A 20534-nucleotide genomic window follows, 5' to 3' on the forward strand; every position below is an offset into this window, starting at 1 on the left:
CACGTGAGGAGGATCACCCCGGTGTTTGCCCATGTGAATGCAGGGCATCGGCGCTGCTGGAGCGGAACCATGTCCTCCGGCCCCTCGGGGCACAGGACGTGGCGCACACGGGCAGATCCCGTCCCGCTCCACGGCCCGCCGCTCCGCCGGCGCGCGCCGTTCTTGGTACGACCCGTGAGGTGTATGTGTCCACGCTCCAGGCCGAGCACGTCTACAAGGTGTTCGGGAGGCGCCCCGCCGACAGCGCGGCCGCCGTCCGCGCGCTCGAAAGCGGCGCGGGCCGCGACGAGTTGCGCGCGGACGGGACCACCGCTGCCGTGATCGACGCCTCCTTCGACGTCCGGCCCGGCCAGATCTTCGTCGTCATGGGTCTGTCGGGATCGGGCAAGTCCACTCTGCTGCGCATGCTGAACGGCCTGCTGGAACCCACCGCGGGACGCATCCTCTTCGGCGGTCAGGACCTCACCGCGCTGAGCGCGAACGAGCTGCGCCACGTACGGTCCACGAAGATCTCCATGGTCTTCCAGCACTTCGCGCTGTTCCCGCACCGCAACGTGCTGGAGAACGCCGGCTACGGGCTGGAGGTGCAGGGCGTGCCCCGCCCCGAGCGCGAGCGGCGCGCCGCCGAGGCCCTGGCCCTGTGCGGGCTCGAAGGCTGGGAGCGGTCCTGGCCCGACGAGCTCTCCGGCGGCATGCAGCAGCGGGTCGGCCTCGCCCGGGCCCTGGCCACCGACGCCGAGCTGCTGCTGATGGACGAGTCCTTCAGCGCGCTGGACCCGCTGATCCGCCGCGACATGCAGGACCAGCTGCTGGAGCTCCAGCGGACCCTGAAGAAGACCATCGTCTTCATCACCCACGACCTCAACGAGGCCATGCGCCTCGGCGACGGCATCGCCGTCATGCGCGACGGCCGCATCGTCCAGCAGGGCACCGCCGAGGACATCCTCACCCGCCCCGCCGACGACTACGTCGCCTCCTTCGTCCAGGACGTGGACCGCTCCCGGGTCCTGACGGCCGACGCCGTCATGGACGATCCGGAACCGGCCGCCGACGCCTGCGACTGCCCCACCGTCACCGCCGCCACCCCGCTCGCCGACCTGTGCGCGGTCAGCGCCCGGGTCCCGCACGCGGTCGCCGTCACCGGCGCGGACGGCGCCGTCATCGGCTCCGTACCCCAGGACCGCCTCATCGCCTTCATCGGCGACGAGCAGCGGCCCCCGATGTACTGCGCGGAGGTGGCCGCCTGATGCCCCGCCTGCACCTCGGCGCCTGGGTCGACCACGGGGTCGACTTCCTCCAGAGCCACCTCTCCTGGCTGTTCGAGGCCATCACCGTGCTCGTCACCGGCCTCTACGACGGCATCGACGCCGTCCTGTCCGCCCCCGCCCCGCTGCTCTTCGCGGGCATCCTGGCCGTCGCCGCCTGGTGGCTGCGCGGCCTGCTGGCAGGCCTGCTCGCCTTCGCGGGCTTCGCGCTGGTCGACTCCCTCGGCCTGTGGGAGGACGCCATGTCCACCCTGTCCCTGGTCCTGGTCGCCACCCTCGTCACCCTGGCGTTCGCGATCCCGCTCGGCATCTGGGCCTCCAGATCCGATCGGGTCAGCGCCCTCCTGCGGCCGGCCCTGGACTTCATGCAGACCATGCCGGCCATGGTCTACCTGATCCCCGGCATCATCTTCTTCGGGGTGGGCGTGGTGCCCGGCATCATCGCGACCATCATCTTCTCGCTGCCTCCGGGCGTGCGGATGACCGAGCTCGGCATCCGCCAGGTCGACGGGGAACTCGTCGAGGCCGCCGAGGCCTTCGGCACCAGCCCGCGCGACACCCTCGTACGCGTCCAGCTCCCGCTGGCCCTGCCCACCGTCATGGCGGGCGTCAACCAGGTCATCATGCTGGGCCTGTCCATGGTGGTCATCGCCGGCATGGTCGGCGGCGGCGGACTCGGCGGCGCCGTCTACAAGGCCATCGGCAATGTCGACATCGGCCTCGGTTTCGAGGCGGGCGTCTCCATCGTCATCCTCGCCATGTACCTGGACCGGATGACCGGTGCGCTCGGCCGCCACGTCTCCCCGATCGGCCGCCGTACGCTCGCCAAGGCGCGGGCCGCCGCGACCGGCGCGGCCAAGGTGTGGAACCACCGCCCCCGGCCCGCGTACGCGATCAGCGGCGCCGTCGTCCTGGCGCTCGTCGCGGGCGGCCTGAACACCTTCGGCGGCTCCGCCGCCGAGGACGGCCCGGCCGGGGCCGCGAACATCGGCAAGGGCCGCACCCTCTCCGTCGGCTACATCCCGTGGGACGAGGGCATCGCCTCCACCTTCCTGTGGAAGGAGCTCCTGGAGCGCCGCGGTTACAAGGTCGACGCCCGCCAGCTGGAGGCCGGGGCGCTCTACACCGGCCTGGCCGGCGGTCAGCTCGACTTCCAGACCGACGCCTGGCTGCCCGTCACCCACGCCCAGTACTGGGAGAAGTACGGGAACAAGCTGGAGGACCTCGGCTCCTGGTACGGCCCCACCTCGCTGGAGCTGTCCGTGCCCTCCTACGTGAAGGACGTGCGCTCGCTCGCCGATCTCAAGGGCAAGGCGGACCGGTTCAAGGGCCGGATCATCGGCATCGAGCCGAGCGCGGGCGAGATGTCGATCCTCAAGGACGAGGTCCTGAAGGACTACGGCCTCGACGGCGAGTACCAGGTCGTCGACGGCTCGACGCCCGGCATGCTCGCCGAGCTGAAGCGGGCCTACGAGAAGAAGGAGCCCGTCGCGGTCGTGCTGTGGTCCCCGCACTGGGCGTACTCCTCCTACGAGCTGACCAAGCTCGAGGACCCGAAGGGCGCCTGGGGCAAGGGCGACGGCATCCACAGCCTGGCCCGCAAGGGCTTCGGCGAGGACGAGCCGAAGGTCGCCGAATGGCTGAAGTCCTTCAAGCTGACGGAGGAGCAGCTGACCGGCCTCGAAGCGAAGATCCAGCAGACCGGGAAGGGCAAGGAGCAGCAGGCGGTCCGCGCCTGGCTGCAGGACCACCCCGAGGTCGACCGGCTCGCGTAGTACCGCGGGCGGCCGGTCGGCCGGTCGGCCTGGCGGCCCCCGGCCGTCCCGCAGCGAAGGCGCCGCCGCGCGCAGGACCGTACGTCGGTACGGGTCCTGCGCGCGGCGGCGCCTTTCGTGCGTCCGGGGCGGCTCAGCCGACCAGCACCCGGTCCGGGGCCTTCCAGGCGTCCGGGTCGGAGTCCTGCGTGCGGGGGCGCGGGCGCACCGGCCACCACATGGACCTGCCCAGGAGGGTGGCGAGCGCGGGCACCAGCACGATCGACAGGACGAAGGCGGAGAGCATGATCCCGAGGGCCGTCGCGAAACCGATCTGCTGGGTGGAGGGGGCGGGGGTGACGGCCAGGCTCCCGAAGGAGGCGGCCAGTACCAGGCCCGCCGTGGCGATGGCGGGCGCCGTGTGCCGCACGGCGCGGCCCACGGCGGCGCGGGCCGGACCGGGCCGGGCCATCTCCTCCCGGATCCGGTCGCTCATCAGGATGTTGTAGTCGGTGCCCAGCGCGACCACGAACAGGAACAGTACGAGGGGCAGGGTGAAGTCCACCCCGGGCCGGTCCAGCGCGTGCTGGAACACCAGGGTCGAGGCGCCGAGGGTGGCGGCGAACCCGAGTCCGACCGCGGCCAGCAGGATCACCGGTGCCAGCAGGCTGCGCAGCAGGGCGAACAGGATCAGCGCGATGAGCGCCGCCGCCACCGGGAAGACCACCCGCAGGTCCTTGTCCACCGCCGTCGCGATGTCGGCGAAGACCGCCGCGGTGCCGCCCACGTGCACCTCCGTACCCGCGGGCGTCCGAGCCAGGGCCGTGGTCCTGACCGGGCCGGTCACCAGGTCGCGCGCCTCCTGCCGCTGCGGGTCGGAGGTGAGGAAGAGGTCGATCCGCGCCGCCCGCCGGTCCTTGCTGAGCACCGTGTCCGCGACCTGGCCCACCCCGTTGACCCCGGCGAGTGCCTTGGACAGTCCGTCGAGTCGTTCGACGGTCAGGGCGGCGCCGTCGGAAGCGGTGACGAAGACGCTGGTCGGGTCCGACACGCCGGCCGGCAGCGCGCGGGCCACCTCGGCCGCGGTGGCCACGGCGGCGGTGCGCTCGCCGCCCCCGCCGCCCTGCCCGTAGTCCATGCGCATCCCCACGACCCCGGCGGCCAGCGCGGCGAGCAGCGCCACCGAGGCCAGGACCAGCACGAACGGGCGGCGCGCCACCCGGTCGCCCATCCGCGCGGCGGACCCCGGGCGGGGCTCGCGCTCCAGGGCCCGGGAAGGCCAGAACATCCTGCGGCCCGTGACCGCCAGCATGGCCGGCATCAGCGTGAGGCTGCCGAGCAGCATCACCAGTACGGACAGGGCGATGGCCGGCCCGAGGACCCGGAACTGGCCGAAGGAGGCGACCCCGAGCGTGGCGAAGGCGGCGACGATGGTCAGGGCGGCGGAGGTGATGGCCGTACCCACCCGCCCGGCGACGTGCGCGGCCGCCTCGCGCCCGGACTGCTCGGGGTGTTCGCGCAGTTGCTCCCGGAAGCGGAAGAGGAGGAACAGGAAGTAGTCGATGCCGATGCCCATCAGAACCACGCTGATCAGACTCGGCGTCGATTCGGACAGTCCGATCCCGGTCAGCAGTGCGGCACCGACCACGGCCCCCGCCGCGGCGCCCCCGATGACGCTGACCGCGAGCAGGGGCAGCAGGGCCGCCAGGGCGCTGCGGAAGACGAGTACGTGCAACAGGACGATGACCGCGAGCATGGCGATGCCGACGACGGTCGCACGGGTCTTCTCCGCGTCCGCCGAGTCCACCCGGTCGGCGATCCCGCCGGTGAAGCCGGTGCGCAGGCCGTCCTCCGCCAGGGCGTCCCGGGCCGAGTCCCGGAAGGCCCGGTAGGTGTCCTGCACCCCGGGGTCGGCGGGGTTCCCCGTCAGTTCGACGGACAGCAGCCGGAAGGAGCGGTCGGGCGCCGTCATGGCCGGGCTGACCCGGGGGACCTGGGAGTGGTCCTGGGCCAGCGGCATCGTCTCCTCGGTCCTGGGCATGGTGACGCGCTTCCCGGACAACCGTCCTGCCTGCGCGTCGATGAGCTGCTCGTCGGCGGCGCTCAGCGGCGCCCCGTCCGAGCGGGCCACCAGCACGGTCAGGAGGTTCGCGTCCGGCCTCGCCCCGAACCGCTCCTCGGCGATCTTCAGAGCGGCCGCCGAGTCGTACTGCGCGGGCAGGAACCCGGCGTTGCCGGTCTGGACGGCGCGGAAGACGAACGCCTGGCCCAGGACGGCCGCCGCCAATCCCAGGACCGCCCACAGGGCGATCACCTTCCACGGACTTCGCGTCGAGAATCCGGTCAGGGCGCGGATCACATTTCCTCCGGTCTGTGCGGTGTCGGCCAGGGGTGTGTGGCCTGACCCCAGACCATCAGGGGCGAGCGGGCGAAACGTCGGGTCGAGGGAGGATCCGTACCCCGGGACCAGGGTCCGGCCGGCCGCGCCGACCAGGACCCGGGTCCTGGTCCGGGCCCCGACCGTGGTCGGGCGGCACGGCCGGCGGCCGGTGCCAGAATGGATCACAGGGGGACAGGAAGGACGGCATGGGGGTGGGCATGGGTGCGGGAACGCGTACGGGCACGGCTTCGGACACGGGCACGGCTTCGGACACGGGCGCGGAGGGGGCCGTCGAGCGGGGGCCGTGGACGCGCAACGACGCGCTCGTGGCGATAGCCGCCGGCGCCACCGACCTCGTCGGCTTCTCCCTGGGATCCCTGACCGAGGGCGGGTCCCTCAGCGTGACCGCGGCGGCCCTGCTGGTCGTCTCGGCGATGACCCTGCTCGCCCGGCGCTCCCACCCGCTGCCGGTCCTCGCCGCCGTACTGGGCTTCGGAGCCCTGGTGAACCTGGCCGCGCCACTGTCCCCGCACTTCAGCCTCACCCTCACGATCGCCCTCTACTCGGTGGTCAGGGTGAGCCGCCCCGCCGTGGTCGCGGTGACGGTGGCCGCAGCGGTCCCGCTCGTGTCCGCGGGCCAGCGCGGCTGGCCCCTGCCCTACGGCTGGTGGGGTCTGGCCGCGAACGCGGTGGCCGCCCTCATGACGGTCACCGCGGCCTTGGTGGTCAACCACCGGCAACGGGAGGCCGAGGCCCAGCGGACGCTGCTCGCCGACCGGGCGGTGGCCGAGGAGCGCCGCCGGATCGCGCGCGAACTGCACGACATCGTCGCCCACCACATCACCACCATGCAGCTGATGGCCGGCGGGGCGCGGGCCAACCTGGCGTACGACCCCGAGGCGTCCAGGGAGGCGCTGGTCACCCTGGAGGACTCCGGACGCATGGCGCTGCGCGAGATGCGCCAACTCCTCGACGTGCTACGGGCCGGGGAGGAACCGGAACAGACTCCGCCGGCGCCGCAGCCCGGGGCGGACGATCTCGGCCGGATCATCACCGAGTCCCGGCTGGCCGGCACGGAGACCGAGTTCACCGTGGACGGGCCGGTCCGCCCGCTCCCGCCCACCGTGGGTCTCACCGTCTTCCGGATCGTCCAGGAGGCCCTGACCAACACCCGCAAGCACGCGGGCCGGGCGCGGGCCCACGTACGGCTCACGTACCGCGGGGACGAGGTGGGCGTGGAGGTGCGCGACGACGGAGCGGGTGCACAGGCACCGCCCGCACGCCTCACGGCGCGCTCCGGGTACGGTCTGATCGGTATGCACGAGCGGGTCGCCCTGCAGGGCGGGACCCTGGAGGCCGCCGCCCTCGCGGGCGGTGGATTCCGGGTGGCGGCCCGGATCCCCCTCCCGGTCCAGGACTCCGCCCGACGAGAGGAAACGCACGGATGATCCGGGTACTCATCGCCGACGACCAGCCGCTGGTGCGGCGCGGCCTGGCCCTGATCCTGGGACCCGACCCCGAGTTCGAGGTCGTCGGCGAGGCCGAGGACGGGGCCCGGGCCGTGGCCCTCGCCCACGAGGTACGGCCCGACGTGGTCGTCATGGACATCCGCATGCCGGTCATGGACGGGGTCAGGGCCACCGAGGAACTCGCGCGCACGCTCCCCGGGACCCGCGTCCTGGCCCTCAGCACCTTCGACATGGACGAGTACGTGGTCGCCGCCCTGCGGGCCGGCGCGTACGGCTTCCTGCCCAAGGACATCTCCCCGGAGGAGCTCATCGCCGCGGTCCGCATCGTCCACACCGGCGAGGCGGCCGTCGCGCCGCGGCTGCTCAGCCGGCTCCTCTCCGCCTACGTGCGCACCCCCGTGCGGCCGCGGCCGTGGGCGGCCGAGACCCCGGTCGAACTCACCCCGCGCGAGCTGGAGATCTGGCGGCTCCTGGCCACCGGCCGGGGCAACGCCGAAATCGCCGCGGAACTGGACATCAGCGTCTCCACCGTCAAGAACCACATCACCGGCATCTTCGGCAAGCTGGGCGTCCGCGACCGCGCCCAAGCGGTGATCGCGGCGTACGAATCGGGCCTGGTGGAGGCCGGCAGCGGGAGCGGTTGATCACCAAGTGCCCCCAAGAGGACCGGATTCCCCCTGCTGACCGCACCTCCGGCAGGCCCGAACACTGGACGATTCGCCCGTGCGCACACGGGCCCGCCCGTGGCACAGTGCGATCAGCCCAACCGCACGACCAGGGAGCCTCCATGCGCGATCCGCACGCCAGGCCGCTCACGGCCGCCCCCGAGTGCCTGCCGGACCCCCGCCCGCTGCCCTGCTGCCCGGTGTGCGCACAGGCGCCGGAACGCATCTCCTGGCGCCAGCGCCCGGGGCGGCCCGTGACCCTCGTCTTCGACCCCTGCGGCCACCGCTGGTCCTCTCCGGCCCCACCGGTCCTGGCGGTCACCCCGCCGCTCCCGCCCCTCCCACCGTCCTGAGGGTCGTGGCAAGTCGGTTGCAAGTGCGGTGCAACCGGCCTCCGAAGACTGGTCCTCATGAACGCGAACAACCCCTCCGTTACCGCCGTCCACCCCTACACCCGCGAGATGGCGATGATCCACCAGGTGTTCCGCCGCGAGTCGCGCCTCCTGGCCGAGCTCGTCCAGGAGGTCCGCCCCGCCGACACGGCCCGCGCCCGGATCCTCGCCGAACACTGGCGCCTCTACTCCGTCGGCCTGCACACCCATCACACCGGCGAGGACGAGATGCTCTGGCCGGTCCTGCTGCCCCACCTGGACCTCGACGCCGAGCAGGTCCTGGCGATGGAGGCACAGCACCACGAGCTCGCCGAAGGGATCGCCGAGGTCCAGCGGCTGATGGACCGCTGGGAGGCGCAGGCCCGGCCCGAGGACCGCGACGAACTCGCCGAGGCGCTGCGTACGCACCACCGGCAGCTGTGCGCCCACCTCGACGAGGAGGAGCGGGAGGTCATGCCGATGGTCGCCCTCCACGTGAGCGAGGAGCAGTGGCACGCGCTGGGGGAGCGGGGCCTCGCCGAGACGCCGCGGAACCGGCTGATGATCGCCCTGGGCGCCATCCTGGAGGACAGCTCGCCCGAGGAGCGGCAGGAGTTCCTCGGCCGGCTGCCCCTCCCGGCCCGCGTGCTGTGGAGGCTCCTCGGCCGGCGCCAGTACCGCCGCGAGACCGCCCGGATCCGCGGCGGGCACACGGCCGCCTGACGTGCCGTGCCGTCCGGGTCCGGCCGCCCGCCCCCGAGGCCCGCTGCCGGATCCGCGCCCGGCCCACCACGCCCACACCCGCGCCCACCCCCTCCCGCCCCGCACCGATCGAGGAACTCCCACCGATGCGCATCGGATTCTCCGTCCCCCAGTTCGGCCCGTTCGCCGACCCCGACCGCACCGCCGCGATGTGCGCGGCGCTGGAAGCACTCGGCTGTCACAGCCTCTGGGTGGCCGACCGGCTCCTGGCCCCGCTCGACCCGCCCGAGGGCTACCTCGGCGGGCAGCAGATGCCCGCCCGGTACGGCACCCACCTCGACCCGCTCCTGACCCTGGGCCTGGCGGCCACCGCCACCGAGCGCGTGCGGCTGGGCAGCAGTACCCTCAACGCCCTGTGGCAGCCGCCCCTCGTACTCGCCCGGGCGCTGACGACCCTCGACCTGATCAGCCACGGACGCCTGGACGTGGGCATCGGGCTGGGCTGGATGCGCGAGGAGTACGAGGCCGCCGGGGTGCCCTGGCGGGGCCGCGGCGCCCGGCTGGAGGAGACCCTCGACGTCCTCGAAGCCGTGTGGTGCTGCGATCCGGTCTCGCACACCGGTCCCCTGTGGACCATCCCCGAGTCGACCGTCCTGCCCAAACCCCGGCAAGGTCCGAGGCCGCCGGTCCTGCTGGGCGGCTTCACCCCGTACGCCCTGGAGCGGGTCGGCAGGCGCGCCGACGGCTGGCTCGCCGCCTCGATGCCCCTGCCCTTCTTCCACGCGCTCTGGGCCGTGGCCGTCGAGGCCGCCGAACGGGCCGGCCGGGACCCGGCGGGGCTGCGCCGGGTGTTCCGCGTCAACCCGGACATCACCACTGCCGGGGCCGACCCCGCGGAGACCCACCACCGCGGGACCGTGCGCCAGATCTGCGACCACCTCGAGCAGATGTGCACGGCGGGGACCGACGAGGTGCTGGTGGACCTCCAGCTGACGACGGACTCGCCCGAGGAGTACCTGGACCTCGCGGCGGCGTTCATGGCAGAACTGGCCGATTAGCCCCTGCCCCGGGCCACTCCTGCGCGGGCGCCCGCGGCAGTTCGGCCAGCCCGGACCGCGCCGCGCCCGCCCAGTGCGGGGAGTCCCACGCGGCGGCCACCCGGGCTGCCTCGAGGTAGTGCTCCCGGGCCTGTTCGGGACGCTCCAGGAACCGGGCCAGGTCGCCCAGGGTCTGGGCGACGGGCCGGAAGACGAGGCTGAGGCTGCTCGCACTGCCCGCCAGCCCGCGCAGGGGCAGCAACTCCTCGTAGACCTCGGCCGCCGCCGCCCGGTCGCCGAGGGTGATGGCGGCCCTGCCGCGCAGCGCCGCCAGGATGGAGAAGCAGAAGTCCCGCCGGATCGGCACGCGCCGGGCGAACACCTCGCGGGCGGTGTCGGGGCGGCCCGCCGCGTGCAGCGCGAGAGCGGTGATGGCCTCGTTGAGGGGCTGGTACTGCTCCCACACGGCGAGCAGTACGGGCAGCACCTCGGTGATCCGGCCCTGCTGCAGCCGGATGCACCCGACGGCCAGCGCCGCCAGCCCGCTGAGGTCCACCGCCCCGCGCGCCCGCAGCTCGGCTACCGCCGTCCCCAGGTCCCGCTCCGCGTCGTCGAAGCGCCCCTGGGCCATGGCGAGCAGGGGGCGGCGCAACTGGGCCACCGCGAGCGCGCCCTGCAGCTCGTACGTGCGGGCGATCTCGTCCCCCCGTACGAGGCACCGCTCCATCGCCGCCGGGTCGTTGCGGGCGGCGGCGATGCGGGCGGCGATGTACGCCGTCATCCAGGAGTACTCGGGGCTGTCCTGGGACTCGGCCACCACGCCGAGTTCCCGGTGGAGCTCCAGGTAGGTCCCGGGTTCGAGTTCGCAGTCGACCCGGCGCAGCATCGACGCCAGCGTCAGGCCGCGCAGCCGGGGCTCGTCCAGGGTGCGGGCCAGCTCCACGGCCTGCCGGGACACGGCCACGGCGCGGGGATCGGTGTCGTCGAGCGCGTCGGCCAGCTGGTCGAGGAGCAGGCACCGCTGCCGGTCGGTCGGACCGGTGCCCTCCAGCAGCCTCCCGAGTTCCTCGACGGCCTCGGGGTCCGACGCCGCGTACGCACGGACACGCCAGGGCGTCGGTTCGGTCCAGGTCGTGTAGGCGGCGGTCAGCAGGTCGGCGCGGCCCTCCCCACGGGCCACCCGTACGGCCTGCTCCTGCGCCTCACGGGCGGGTACGACGGCCCCCATCCGGATGCGGCAATCCACCAGCTGGCCCAGCAGCATCACACGCAACTCAGCGGGATCCTGGTCGGCGAAGGCCGCCGGATGGTCGGCGAGCAGCCCGAGGGCGGCGGTCAGCAGGACTTCGGCATTCTGCGGGGCGTAGCGGCGCACCGCCTGCTCGCCCGCCAGCCGCGCGTGGTGGACCGCGGGCCCGGCGTCGGCGGTCACGACCGGGGCCGCCCGCAGCAGGTGGTGGGCCGTCGTGGCGACGTCGTCCGAGCCGAGGGCGATCAGGGCCCTGCCCAGACGGGAGTGCATCCGGGCCAGCCGCAGGCGGGTGAGGTCGCCCTCCAGCGTGTCCCGCACGAGGGCGTGCGTGAACCGCACCGTGCCCGGACGCGGCTCGGTCAGCAGTCCGGCGGTGACACCCGCGTCCAGGGCGTCGAGGAGCTGCTCGGCGTCGCCGTCCGAGGCGCGCACCAGCAGGGCCACCGCGGCCTCGCGGCCGGCGACGGCCGCCAGGCGCAGGCCGGCCGTGACGGTCGGCGCGAGCAGCGCCAGCCGGCGGCGCAACACGTCCTGGACCCCCTGCGGCACGCGGGCCAGCGCCCGCTGCTCGCCCTCGCCGGCCAGCAGCAGCGAACTCTCGTGCAGGTAGAAGGGATTGCCCCCGGCCCGTTCGGCCAGGGCCGCCGCTGCGTGCTCGCTCATACCGGCCGTGCCGCGCCGCAGCAGCTCCTTCGCCTGGACGTCCGACAGACCGCCGAGCGCCATCCGTACGGGCGAGCAGGCGGCCAGGCGGGCCAGCGCCCCCGTCAGCTCGCCCTCTCCGGTGCGGTACGAGCCCACCAGCAGCAGCGGTACGTCGCGCAGCTGCTCGGCGCAGAGCAGGAACAGTTCGATGCTCTCCTGGTCGCCCCGGTGCAGGTCGTCCAGCACGATCGCCAGCGGCTGCCGCAGAGCCGTGTCGCGCAGCCAGCCGAGCAGCGCCCGGTGCAGGCGGAAGCGCCGGGCCGGGCTGCCGTCCGGCTGCCCGGAGTCCCCTTCGGTGCCCGGAGCCAGGAGCGGAGCGAGTTCACCGGCGTACGGGCCCGGCGGTGCGGCCTCCGCCAGTTCCGGCAGCATGTCGAACCAGGCCCGGCCGGGCGGGGCGCCGTCGGTCTCCGGGCAGTGCCCGGACCCGACCAGCCAGCCCTGCTCGGGCAGTTGACGGACGGCGGCGTCCAGCAGGCTCGACTTGCCGATGCCGGCCTCACCACTGACCACGACCACCTGGGCCCGGCCGCCCCGGGCCCGGTCCGCCGCGGCGGCGAGCCCGGCGAGCTCCACGTCGCGGCCCAGGAGCCGGTCGGCCGCCAGCAGCGTCGGCGTCCCGCCTCCGTGTGCCGCGGCCGGGGCCGGGCGGCGCGCCGCCACCACGGTGCTCGCCACCCCGGCGGGGGCGGCGGCCGGGGCAGGCACCCCGGTGGCCCGGTGAAGCGCGTCCAGACGCTGGTGGAGCAGGGCCTGTTCCAGCTCCAGCAGAGCGGGCCCCGGCTCGACGCCGAGTTCCTCGTCGAGGACGTGCCGGGCCCGCCGCAGGGCGGCCAGGGCGTCCCCCTGGCGGTCACGGGCCCACAGAGCGAGGGCCAGCAGCCGCCAGCCCTCCTCGTGCAACGGCTGTTCCCGGGTCAGCGCGCCCGCGTCGGCGAGTGCCTGAGCGGCCTGCCCGCAGCCCAGCCGGGCCGCGGCGAGCCGTTCGCGGGCGCTGCGGTGTACCTCCTCCAGCCGGGCGCGCTCACCGGCGGTCCACGGCTCGTCCGAGAACTCCGCGTACGGCTGTCCGCCCCACGCGGCGAGCGCGCCGGCCAGGCCGTCGGCGGCGAGGTGGGCCGCCAGGCCGGCGTCCGAGCAGGCCGCCACCCGGCTCTCGAACGCCCAGGCGTCCACGGCGTCCTGTTCCACGGCGAGGGCGTAGCCGTAGGGCGCGCTGACCAGGAGTCGCGCAGGCGTGCGCGGGGCCCGTCCCGGTTCGAGGGTGCGCCGCAGACGGGCGATGTAGGCATGGAGGGAGGACTGGGCGCTCGACGGGACGCGCGTCGGCCACAACCGCTCGATGATCCGTTCCGTGGGGACCACCGCTCCACGGGCGAGGAGCAGTTGGACCAGGACCATCCGTGCGAGCCGGCCGCCCGCGTCGACCTCGCGGCCGTCCACCTCGACCCGGAGCGGGCCGAGCACCTTGAGACTGATCATGACAAGAACATCGTAACCGGCCCCCACCGCCCGACCGCCGCACGGACGCCGGGCCGGCTCTTGCGGAACCCGCCCGGCCCGCGCCTCTTCCTGCCTCCCGGTGAACGGCGTCAGGCGCCGCGGGCCCGTCCGGCGCCTTGCGAAGGCAGCGTCCCGGCAAGTCCGGGGCGGGGGCCGGCGACGGCCTCGGCGAGCAGGCGGCGGCCGGCCGCCGTGATGAGGGCGCCCCGTACCGCCGTGTCCCGTACGGCGCGGGCGGGTGCCGAGCGCAGGGTCCAGGCACGGGTGGCGAGGTCGGTGCGGGCGAGGACGCCCAGTGCGTCGGCCCGGCGGGCGCGGCGCCAGGCGGCGAGCGAGACGTCGGCCGGGCCGCCGCGGGCGGTGGCGGCGGGCAGCGCCGCGGCGAGCGAGACGGCGTCCCGCAGCCCGAGGTTGAGCCCTTGACCGCCGATCGGGCTGCACACGTGGGCCGCGTCACCGATCAGCAGCACCCGCCGCCGCCCGTCGGGCGCGGCGAGGCGCCGGTGGGTGCGGAAGGTGCTGGTCCAGCGGCATTCGCGGACGGCCGCCGTCCACCCGCGGGCCGCCGCCTCGGCGGCGATGTCCTCCGGGCCGCTCGAACCCCCGCCCGCCACCGGGCCGTGCGGCAGGTGCAGCACGACCCGGGCCCAACCGTCGAGGTGCATGGGGAGCACGACGAGCAGGCCGCGCGGACCGCCGACCATGTGGACCCGGGTCGGGTCCAGTGAGGGATCCTCCACCCGCAGGTCGGCGAGCTGCCACGCACCGGCGTACGTCCGGCCGCGGAACGCCGTGCCGGCCAGGGCGCGCAGGGTGCTGGACGCGCCGTCGGCCGCGACGACCCAGCGGGCGCGCACCGGCCCGAGGGCGTCCGACCGTACGGTGACGCCGTCGGCGTCCTCGTCGACCGACCGGACGGCGGTCGAGCGGTGGACGCGCACCCCCGCGCGCTCGGCCTCCGCGGCGAGCAGACCCTCGGTCGCGCACTGCGGCACGGTGAGGATGTACGGGTACGGGGAGCGCAGCCGGGCCAGGTCGAAGCCGCCGAGCCGGCGCCGCCCCGACCACATCTCCACCGCGTCCACGCGCCGGCCGAGCGGGAGCAGGGACTCGGCCAGTCCGCTCGGGGTCAGGGCCTCCAGCGTCCGCGCGTGCAGGTCCGTCGCACGGGACTCGGTGACCGGCCCGGGACGGCGTTCCAGCACCACCACCTCGAGACCGGCCCGGGCGAGCAGCAGGGCCGCGCCGAGCCCGACCGGTCCCGCCCCCACCACTGCCACGTCGTAGATCACCATGCCGCGCACTCTATCCAGAGCGCGCCGCTGCCTGACAGATGTTCAAAGATGCGTGATGGAAGTCGACTTCGAGCATCATCTTTCACTGATGCCCGCCGGAGCGCTATCTTGCCGGGAGCATGCCAAGGAGCTGTGTCCGTGTCCCGGACCGCACGAGGAGCTGCCCCATGAGACTGCCAAGCATCCGCAGGAGCCAGGGTCGGCAAGGCCCGCCAGGCAGCCGGGTACACCCGGCGCGGCGACGGCGCAGGCGGCGCACCCCGGCCGCCGCCCTGCTCGCCGCCGCCCTCACCGTGGCGGGTCTGGCCGCCGCCGGACCGGTCGCATTACCCGCCTCGGCCACCCCCACCGCCCCCGCCGGTGCCGCGGCGACGGCGGGGGACGTCACCGGTTTCACCCGGTCCGGGAACACGTTCACCGTCAGGGCGTCCGGCGGGGCCAGGGCCCGCGTGGTCGTCGCCCGCGCCGACATCTTCCGCCTCTGGCTCTCGCCCGACGGGTCCTTCACCGACGACCCGGCGGGCACCGACCTCGCGCCCACCACCGATTTCGGCCCCGTGGCCACGAGCTGGTCGGACGCGGGCGCGTACTACCGGATCACCACCGGATCCCTCTCCATCCGGGTCAACAAGAAGCCCCTGCGGTTCTCCGTCTTCCGCGCCGACGACACCACCCCCGTCTGGCAGGAGACCCGGCCCACCAGCTGGACCGGCGGCCGGACCACCCAGTACCTGGCCCGGGGCGCGGACGAGCAGTTCTACGGCACCGGTCTGCGCCTGGGCGAGTGGGCGCTGCGCGGCAAGGACGTCCCCATCGCCGTCGACAACAAGTGGCGCGAGAACGACAACGCCAGCCCCGCACCCTTCTACATGTCCACCAACGGCTACGGCGTCATGCGCAACACCTGGGCCCCGGGCTCGTACGGCTTCCACGCCCCCACCACCCTCACCCACGACGAGAAGCGCTTCGACGCCTGGTACTTCACCGGCGACTCCCTCAAGTCCGTGCTCGACGCCTACACCGACGTCAGCGGGAAGCCGTTCATGGCGCCGATGTGGGGCTTCGAGCTCGGCAACGCCGACTGTTTCAACGCCTCCAACCCCGACTACCAGGGCGATCACGGCCGGCTCCGCCACCAGAACACCCCCGACGTCGTCGGCTACGCGGCCGACGCCCGCGCCGCCGACATGCCCTCGGGCTGGTTCCTGCCCAATGACGGCTACGGCTGCGGCTACACCGCACCCCTCAAGTCGACGGTGGACGCCCTGAAGGCCAAGGGCTTCCAGACGGGCCTGTGGACCTCCACCGGCCTCGGGTCCATCGCCGACGAGGTCGGTACGGCCGGCAGCCGGGGCGTCAAGACCGACGTGGCCTGGATCGGCGGCGGCTACAAGTCCGCCTTCCAGGGCGTCCAGCAGGCGGTCGACGGCATCGAGCAGAACTCCGACGCGCGCCGCTACGTCTGGACCGTCGACGGCTGGGCGGGCACCCAGCGCAACGCCGTCGTCTGGACCGGCGACACCTACGGCACCTGGGACGACATGCGCTGGCACGTGCCTGCCATCACCGGAGCGGGTCTCTCCGGCCTCAACTACGCCGCCGGAGACATCGACGGCATCTTCGGCGGCAGCCCGAAGACGTACACCCGGGACCTCCAGTGGAAGGCCTTCACCCCGGCCTTCATGACCATGTCCGGCTGGGGCGCGACCGGGCCCTCCGCGGGCTACCACGACAAGCAGCCCTGGCGCTTCGCCGAGCCGTACCTGTCCATCAACCGCAAGTACCTGCAGCTCAAGATGCGGTTGATGCCGTACCTGTACACGATGAGCCGCGTCGCCCACGAGAGCGGCGTGCCCAGCACCCGCGCCATGGTCCTGGAGTACCCCGACGACCCGGTCGCCCGCGGCAACCTCACCAGCGGCCAGTTCATGGCCGGCGACTCCTTCCTGGTCGCACCCGTCGTCTCCGACACCTCGGTCCGCGACGGCATCTACCTCCCCGCCGGGACCTGGACCGACTACTGGACGGGCCGGACCTACGCGGGCCCGGGGTGGCTGAACGGGTACCGGGCGCCGCTCGACACCCTGCCGCTCTTCGTCAAGGGCGGCGCTGTCGTCCCGATGTGGCCGCAGATGAACCACACCGGCGAGAAGCCCGTCTCCACCCTCACCTACGACATCCACCCGCGCGGCGCCTCCACCTTCAGCCTCTACGAGGACGACGGCCTCACCCGCGCGTACCGGTCCGGCGCCTACGCCCGTCAGCGGGTCGACGTCACCGCCCCGACCGCCGGGCCCGGCACGGTCACCGTCTCCGTGGGCGCCCCCACCGGCGGCTACACCGGCAAACCGGCCACCCGTGGCTACGAGTTGACCCTCCACGTGGCCACCGCACCCGCCACCGTCACCCTGGACGGGACCCCCGTGCCGGGCCTGGCCTCCAAGGCCGCCTACGACTCCGCCGCGTCCGGCTGGTACTTCGACCCGGCGGACCGCTCCGGAGTCCTGTGGATCAAGACCGGCAGCAAGGCGGGAGCCTTCACCGTCTCGGCCTACGGCACGAGCGTCCCCGCGGCGGCGGCCCTGCCCTCGTCCACCGGCCGGCCCGCCCCTTAGGCCGTCTCGCCGAGCACGGCCCGGCACTCCCGCCGGGCCGGCTCGCTCAGCAGTCCGCGCAACCGCGTGAACAGGGAGAGGAGTTCGGCTCCCCACGCCTCGCGGAAGGCGGGATCGATCCGCGCGAGGTCGAGCTCGTTGGCCGCGGACAGCTCGGCGAGGTCCCGCCGGAGCTCCAGGGCGGGGGAGTGGACGCGGCCGGTGAACCGGTCGCGGAAGGACGCCTCCTCGTGGGCGAGCGTCGGATACGAAGCCGCGCGGTCGCAGGCGGCGTACAGGTACACGATCTCCTCGGCCTCGTCGCCGATCACCGCGGCCAGTTCGGCCCGCCGGGCGAGCGGCAGCAGAGCGCCGGGGAAACCGTCCGTGCCGTAGAACGCGTGGCACAGGCCCGCTCGCTGGAGCGCGGGCCGCGCCCCCCAGGACCGGAGGAGCCCCCGTACGCGCTCGAGGTGTGCGAGGAGGGTCCCGCCGGGGTGGGTGATCTCCTGCGCGCCGAGCGTCCGCAGCCATGCGACGGCGTGATCCGACACCGGCGTGTCCCTCCGGTCGAAGCGGTCGGGCCGGGTGGGTCGACACCCGGCCCTGCCCGCGCCTGGGTTCCGGACCCCGTGGCGCGGGCAGGGACGGGTTGCCGCCCGGGCCCTGCATCGATCTTGATCCCATCCAAAACCCAAGTCAATCCTCCGATTTGCTCCCAACTCCCAAGCGATACCTTGGGTCTTGTGACCCTTGATGATCTTCGTGTGTTCGTGGCCGTCTGCCGGGCCGGCAGCCTCAGCGCAGTGGCCCGCGACCTCGGCTGCACCCAGTCGGCCGTCAGCCAGCACGTCCGCCGCCTGGAGAAGCAGACCGGCACGAGCCTCCTGGAACGCCACGCCCGTGGCGTTCTGCCCACCGAGGCCGGCCGCATCCTCCAAACGGCCGCCGCCGACGGCATCGCCGGACTCGACGGCGCCCTGCGCCGCGTGGACGAGCTCGTCCACGGCGGTGGCGGCACGGTACGCATCACCACCGGCGGGACGACGGTGCGGCACTTCATGGCCGAGGCCGTCGTCACCTTCCGCCGCCGCCACCCCGGGGTGAGCCTGGAGTTCCAGACCGAGAACTCCATCCGCAACTGCCTCGACGCCCTCGCCGCCGATGCCCTCGACCTCGCCTGGATCACCATCGGCGGCCCGGTCCGCGGCATCGAGCTGCGCCCCGTCATGGAACTGCCCTGGGTACTCGCCGTCGGCGCGGACGACCCCCTCGCCGCCCGCACCCGCATCGACCCCGCCGACCTCGCCGGCATCCGCCACATCCGGCTCCCCAGGAACTCCGCCTCACGCGCCCACCTCGACGCCGCCTTCGCCGAATCCGGCATCCGGGTCAGCTCCGACACCAGCGTGGCCGACTGGGACACCGCCCTGCTGCTCGCCGAACTGGGCCTCGGACACGCCGTCGTGCCCGCGCTGCCCGGCTGGCGGGTCCCCGGCTCCGACGGCCCGCTGCGCCTCGTGCCGATCCCCGCCCTGCCGCCGCTGGCGGTCGGCTGGGCCGTCCGCCGCTGGGCCGCCCTCGCCCCGCCCGCCCTGGCCTTCGCCGAGGAGGTCGACCGCAGCTGCCGGGCGCGCGCCGCCGGGCAGCAGTGACGCCGCCACCAGACCCACCGCCGCCAGCGCGGCCGGCGCCATCAGCGCCGCCGACGACGAGCCGTGCTGCCCGGCGCTCGCGGCGAGCGCGATACCGAGGGCCGGGCCGACGTTCATGGCCGTCTGCTTGAGCCCCCCGACGACCCCGGCGTATCCGGCCGGGGCCTCGCCGACCACGGCCCCGGTGGCCGTGACCATGACGGTGGTGAACCCGGCGCCGAGCACCCCGAAGGCCACCGGGGACGCGGAGCCCAGCCCGGCGATCCCGGCGACGACCAGCCCCGTACCGGCCAGCGCGGTCCGGCGCGCACCGAACCGGCGCAGCGCCATGCTCGCCACCGGCGCCCCCGCCACCATCAGCGCGGTCAGCGGCAGCACCCGCACACCGGTGGCCAGCGGATCCAGCCCCTCGACGTCCTGGAGCCGGAACGTGGCCGTGAACAGCGCCCCGAACATGCCCCCGGAGACGAGCAGCAGCAGTCCGATCGAGGCCGTCACCGCCGTGGACCGGGCCACGGCGCGCGGGACGAACGGCAGCGCGGCCCGCCGCTCGCGGCGTACGAACAGGGCCGCGAGCGTGGCTGCGGCCCCGAAGCCGATGACGGTGGGCGCGGCGGTCCACCCGTACCCCGGCACGCCGACCAGCGCGTGCACGAACGCCGCGAGGGCGGCGGCGAGCAGAGCGGCTCCGGTGAGCTCCGGGCGCCCGCGCTCCCTCCGCTGCGGCGCGGGGGCCCGTACGACGAGGGCGAGCGCGGCGATCACCAGGGCCACCGGCACGTTGATCACGAACACCGCCCGCCAGTCCCACCGCGCGACCAGCACGCCCCCGAGCAGCGGACCGGCCGCCGCGGCCAGTCCGATCGCGCTGGTCCGCACCGCGACCGCAGTGGCGAGCCGCTCGGGCGGGTACGCGAGCCGCAGCAGCGCCAGCGTCGCGGGCTGCAGCAGTGCGCCGAACACGCCCTGCGCGGCGCGCAGCACGACGACCCAGCCGATGCCGGGCGCGAACGCGATGCCGGCCGAGGCCGCGGCGAAGCCGAGGACGCCGACGAGGAACAGCCGGGCGTGCCCGTACCGGTCGCCGAGGCGCCCGGCCACGACCAGGAACGCGGCCACGGCCAGCAGATAGGCGGTGCTGGTCCACTGGACCTGCGCCACGCTCGCCCCGAGGTCGCGCCGGAGGCTCGGCTGGGCCACGGTCAGCACGGTGCCGTCCAGCGCGACGAGCATGGCTCCCGCCGCGCTGACGAGGAGGGATATCCGCTGCCTCATACGGGCTCCGGGCCGAGGTGCGCGTCGACGGCGGCTGCGACGAGCCGTTCGACGCCGTCGGCCGGCGCGCCGCCGAGGGCCAGCTGCAGGCTGCCCCAGCGCCACAACTGCGCCACGCCGTGCAGGTTGGCCCACAATGCGGCGGCGGTGACGGAGGGTTCGGCCGCGCCGCAGCTGCGGACGAGCGTCACGAGGAGGCCGAACATCGGGAGGGTCGACTCCCGCAGCCGAGGCCCCTCGGAGGGGCCCTGGCCCGTACTGTCCAGCAGGTCGTGCCGGAACATCAGCGCGAACATCCCCGCGCGCTCCAGCGCGTAGCCGACGTACGCGCATCCGATCGTCCGCACCCGCTCCCGCGGGGACAGCTCCGGCGCGCCGGCCGACGCCGCGATGCGCACCCCGAGATCCTCGAACCCGCGCCGGGCGATCGCCGACAGCAGGGACTGGTGCGTGGGGAAGTACCGGCGCGGCGCCCCGTGCGAGACACCCGCCCGGCGGGCGATCTCCCGCAGCCCGACAGCGCCGGCCCCCTCGCTCAGGACGAGCTCCACACCTACGTCGATCAGCCGCTCCCGGAGCGGTCTCTCCTGGTCCATGGACACTGTCTACCAA

14 protein-coding genes and 1 pseudogene are annotated in these 20534 nt (G+C 74.3%); 9 read left to right on the forward strand and 6 right to left on the reverse strand.

Annotated elements, in window-relative coordinates:
* Positions 1-185 precede the first annotated feature (185 nt).
* Positions 186-1247, forward strand: coding sequence for a quaternary amine ABC transporter ATP-binding protein (locus ACXNSR_RS37540; protein WP_458639813.1), 1062 nt, complete (start codon positions 186-188; stop codon positions 1245-1247).
* The gene (locus ACXNSR_RS37545; RefSeq protein ID WP_458639814.1) at positions 1247-3040 is read left to right on the forward strand and encodes an ABC transporter permease/substrate binding protein; all 1794 of its coding nucleotides are present in this window, start codon (positions 1247-1249) and stop codon (positions 3038-3040) included. The genes ACXNSR_RS37540 and ACXNSR_RS37545 overlap by 1 nt, the downstream gene beginning before the upstream one ends.
* 133 nt (positions 3041-3173) lie before the next feature.
* Here ACXNSR_RS37545 and ACXNSR_RS37550 read toward each other — a convergent pair whose 3' ends face one another.
* On the reverse strand, positions 3174-5378 hold the full coding sequence (locus ACXNSR_RS37550; protein ID WP_458639815.1) for an MMPL family transporter: 2205 nt from the start codon (positions 5376-5378) through the stop codon (positions 3174-3176).
* A 239-nt stretch (positions 5379-5617) separates the two neighbouring features.
* On the opposite strand from ACXNSR_RS37550, the gene ACXNSR_RS37555 reads away from it, so the two are divergent.
* From ACXNSR_RS37555 to ACXNSR_RS37575, 5 genes are all read left to right on the forward strand, one after another.
* Entirely contained in the window at positions 5618-6847 is a 1230-nt protein-coding gene (locus tag ACXNSR_RS37555) for a sensor histidine kinase (RefSeq protein WP_458639816.1), read from the forward strand.
* Entirely contained in the window at positions 6844-7512 is a 669-nt protein-coding gene (locus tag ACXNSR_RS37560) for a response regulator (RefSeq protein ID WP_458639817.1), read from the forward strand. The genes ACXNSR_RS37555 and ACXNSR_RS37560 overlap by 4 nt, the downstream gene beginning before the upstream one ends.
* A gap of 143 nt (positions 7513-7655) precedes the next feature.
* Positions 7656-7886, forward strand: a complete 231-nt coding sequence (locus tag ACXNSR_RS37565) for a hypothetical protein (protein WP_458639818.1) — start codon at positions 7656-7658, stop codon at positions 7884-7886.
* A 57-nt stretch (positions 7887-7943) separates the two neighbouring features.
* On the forward strand, positions 7944-8627 hold the full coding sequence (locus ACXNSR_RS37570) for a hemerythrin domain-containing protein (protein WP_458639819.1): 684 nt from the start codon (positions 7944-7946) through the stop codon (positions 8625-8627).
* A gap of 125 nt (positions 8628-8752) precedes the next feature.
* Positions 8753-9664, forward strand: coding sequence for a TIGR03619 family F420-dependent LLM class oxidoreductase (locus ACXNSR_RS37575; RefSeq protein ID WP_458639820.1), 912 nt, complete (start codon positions 8753-8755; stop codon positions 9662-9664).
* Here the strand turns inward: ACXNSR_RS37575 and ACXNSR_RS37580 are convergent.
* Both ACXNSR_RS37580 and ACXNSR_RS37585 read right to left on the reverse strand, forming a co-directional pair.
* Entirely contained in the window at positions 9642-13082 is a 3441-nt protein-coding gene (locus ACXNSR_RS37580) for a BTAD domain-containing putative transcriptional regulator (RefSeq protein ID WP_458639821.1), read from the reverse strand. The genes ACXNSR_RS37575 and ACXNSR_RS37580 overlap by 23 nt on opposite strands.
* A gap of 110 nt (positions 13083-13192) precedes the next feature.
* Positions 13193-14416 carry an FAD-dependent oxidoreductase gene (locus tag ACXNSR_RS37585; protein ID WP_458643494.1) on the reverse strand — a complete coding sequence of 408 codons (1224 nt, stop codon included), beginning with the start codon at positions 14414-14416 and terminating at the stop codon, positions 13193-13195.
* 149 nt (positions 14417-14565) lie between these two features.
* Between ACXNSR_RS37585 and ACXNSR_RS37590 the strand changes: the two genes are divergently transcribed.
* Positions 14566-17013 carry a glycoside hydrolase family 31 protein gene (locus ACXNSR_RS37590; protein WP_458639822.1) on the forward strand — a complete coding sequence of 816 codons (2448 nt, stop codon included), beginning with the start codon at positions 14566-14568 and terminating at the stop codon, positions 17011-17013.
* On the opposite strand, the gene ACXNSR_RS37595 is transcribed toward ACXNSR_RS37590, so the two are convergent.
* A complete protein-coding gene (locus ACXNSR_RS37595; protein WP_458639823.1) occupies positions 17010-17546 on the reverse strand; it encodes a DUF6817 domain-containing protein in 537 nt (178 codons plus the stop codon). The genes ACXNSR_RS37590 and ACXNSR_RS37595 overlap by 4 nt on opposite strands.
* A gap of 192 nt (positions 17547-17738) precedes the next feature.
* On the opposite strand from ACXNSR_RS37595, the gene ACXNSR_RS37600 reads away from it, so the two are divergent.
* Positions 17739-18647, forward strand: coding sequence for a LysR family transcriptional regulator (locus ACXNSR_RS37600; RefSeq protein ID WP_458639824.1), 909 nt, complete (start codon positions 17739-17741; stop codon positions 18645-18647).
* Between the two features lie 153 nt (positions 18648-18800).
* On the opposite strand, the pseudogene ACXNSR_RS37605 reads toward ACXNSR_RS37600, so the two are convergent.
* Positions 18801-19922: pseudogene (locus tag ACXNSR_RS37605) on the reverse strand (MFS transporter); the annotation flags it as partial.
* On the reverse strand, positions 19919-20518 hold the full coding sequence (locus tag ACXNSR_RS37610; RefSeq protein ID WP_458639825.1) for a TetR/AcrR family transcriptional regulator: 600 nt from the start codon (positions 20516-20518) through the stop codon (positions 19919-19921). The gene ACXNSR_RS37610 and the pseudogene ACXNSR_RS37605, both read right to left, overlap by 4 nt.
* Between the last annotated feature and the right edge of the window lie 16 nt (positions 20519-20534).

The organism is Streptomyces sp. NC-S4 (assembly GCF_054353315.1).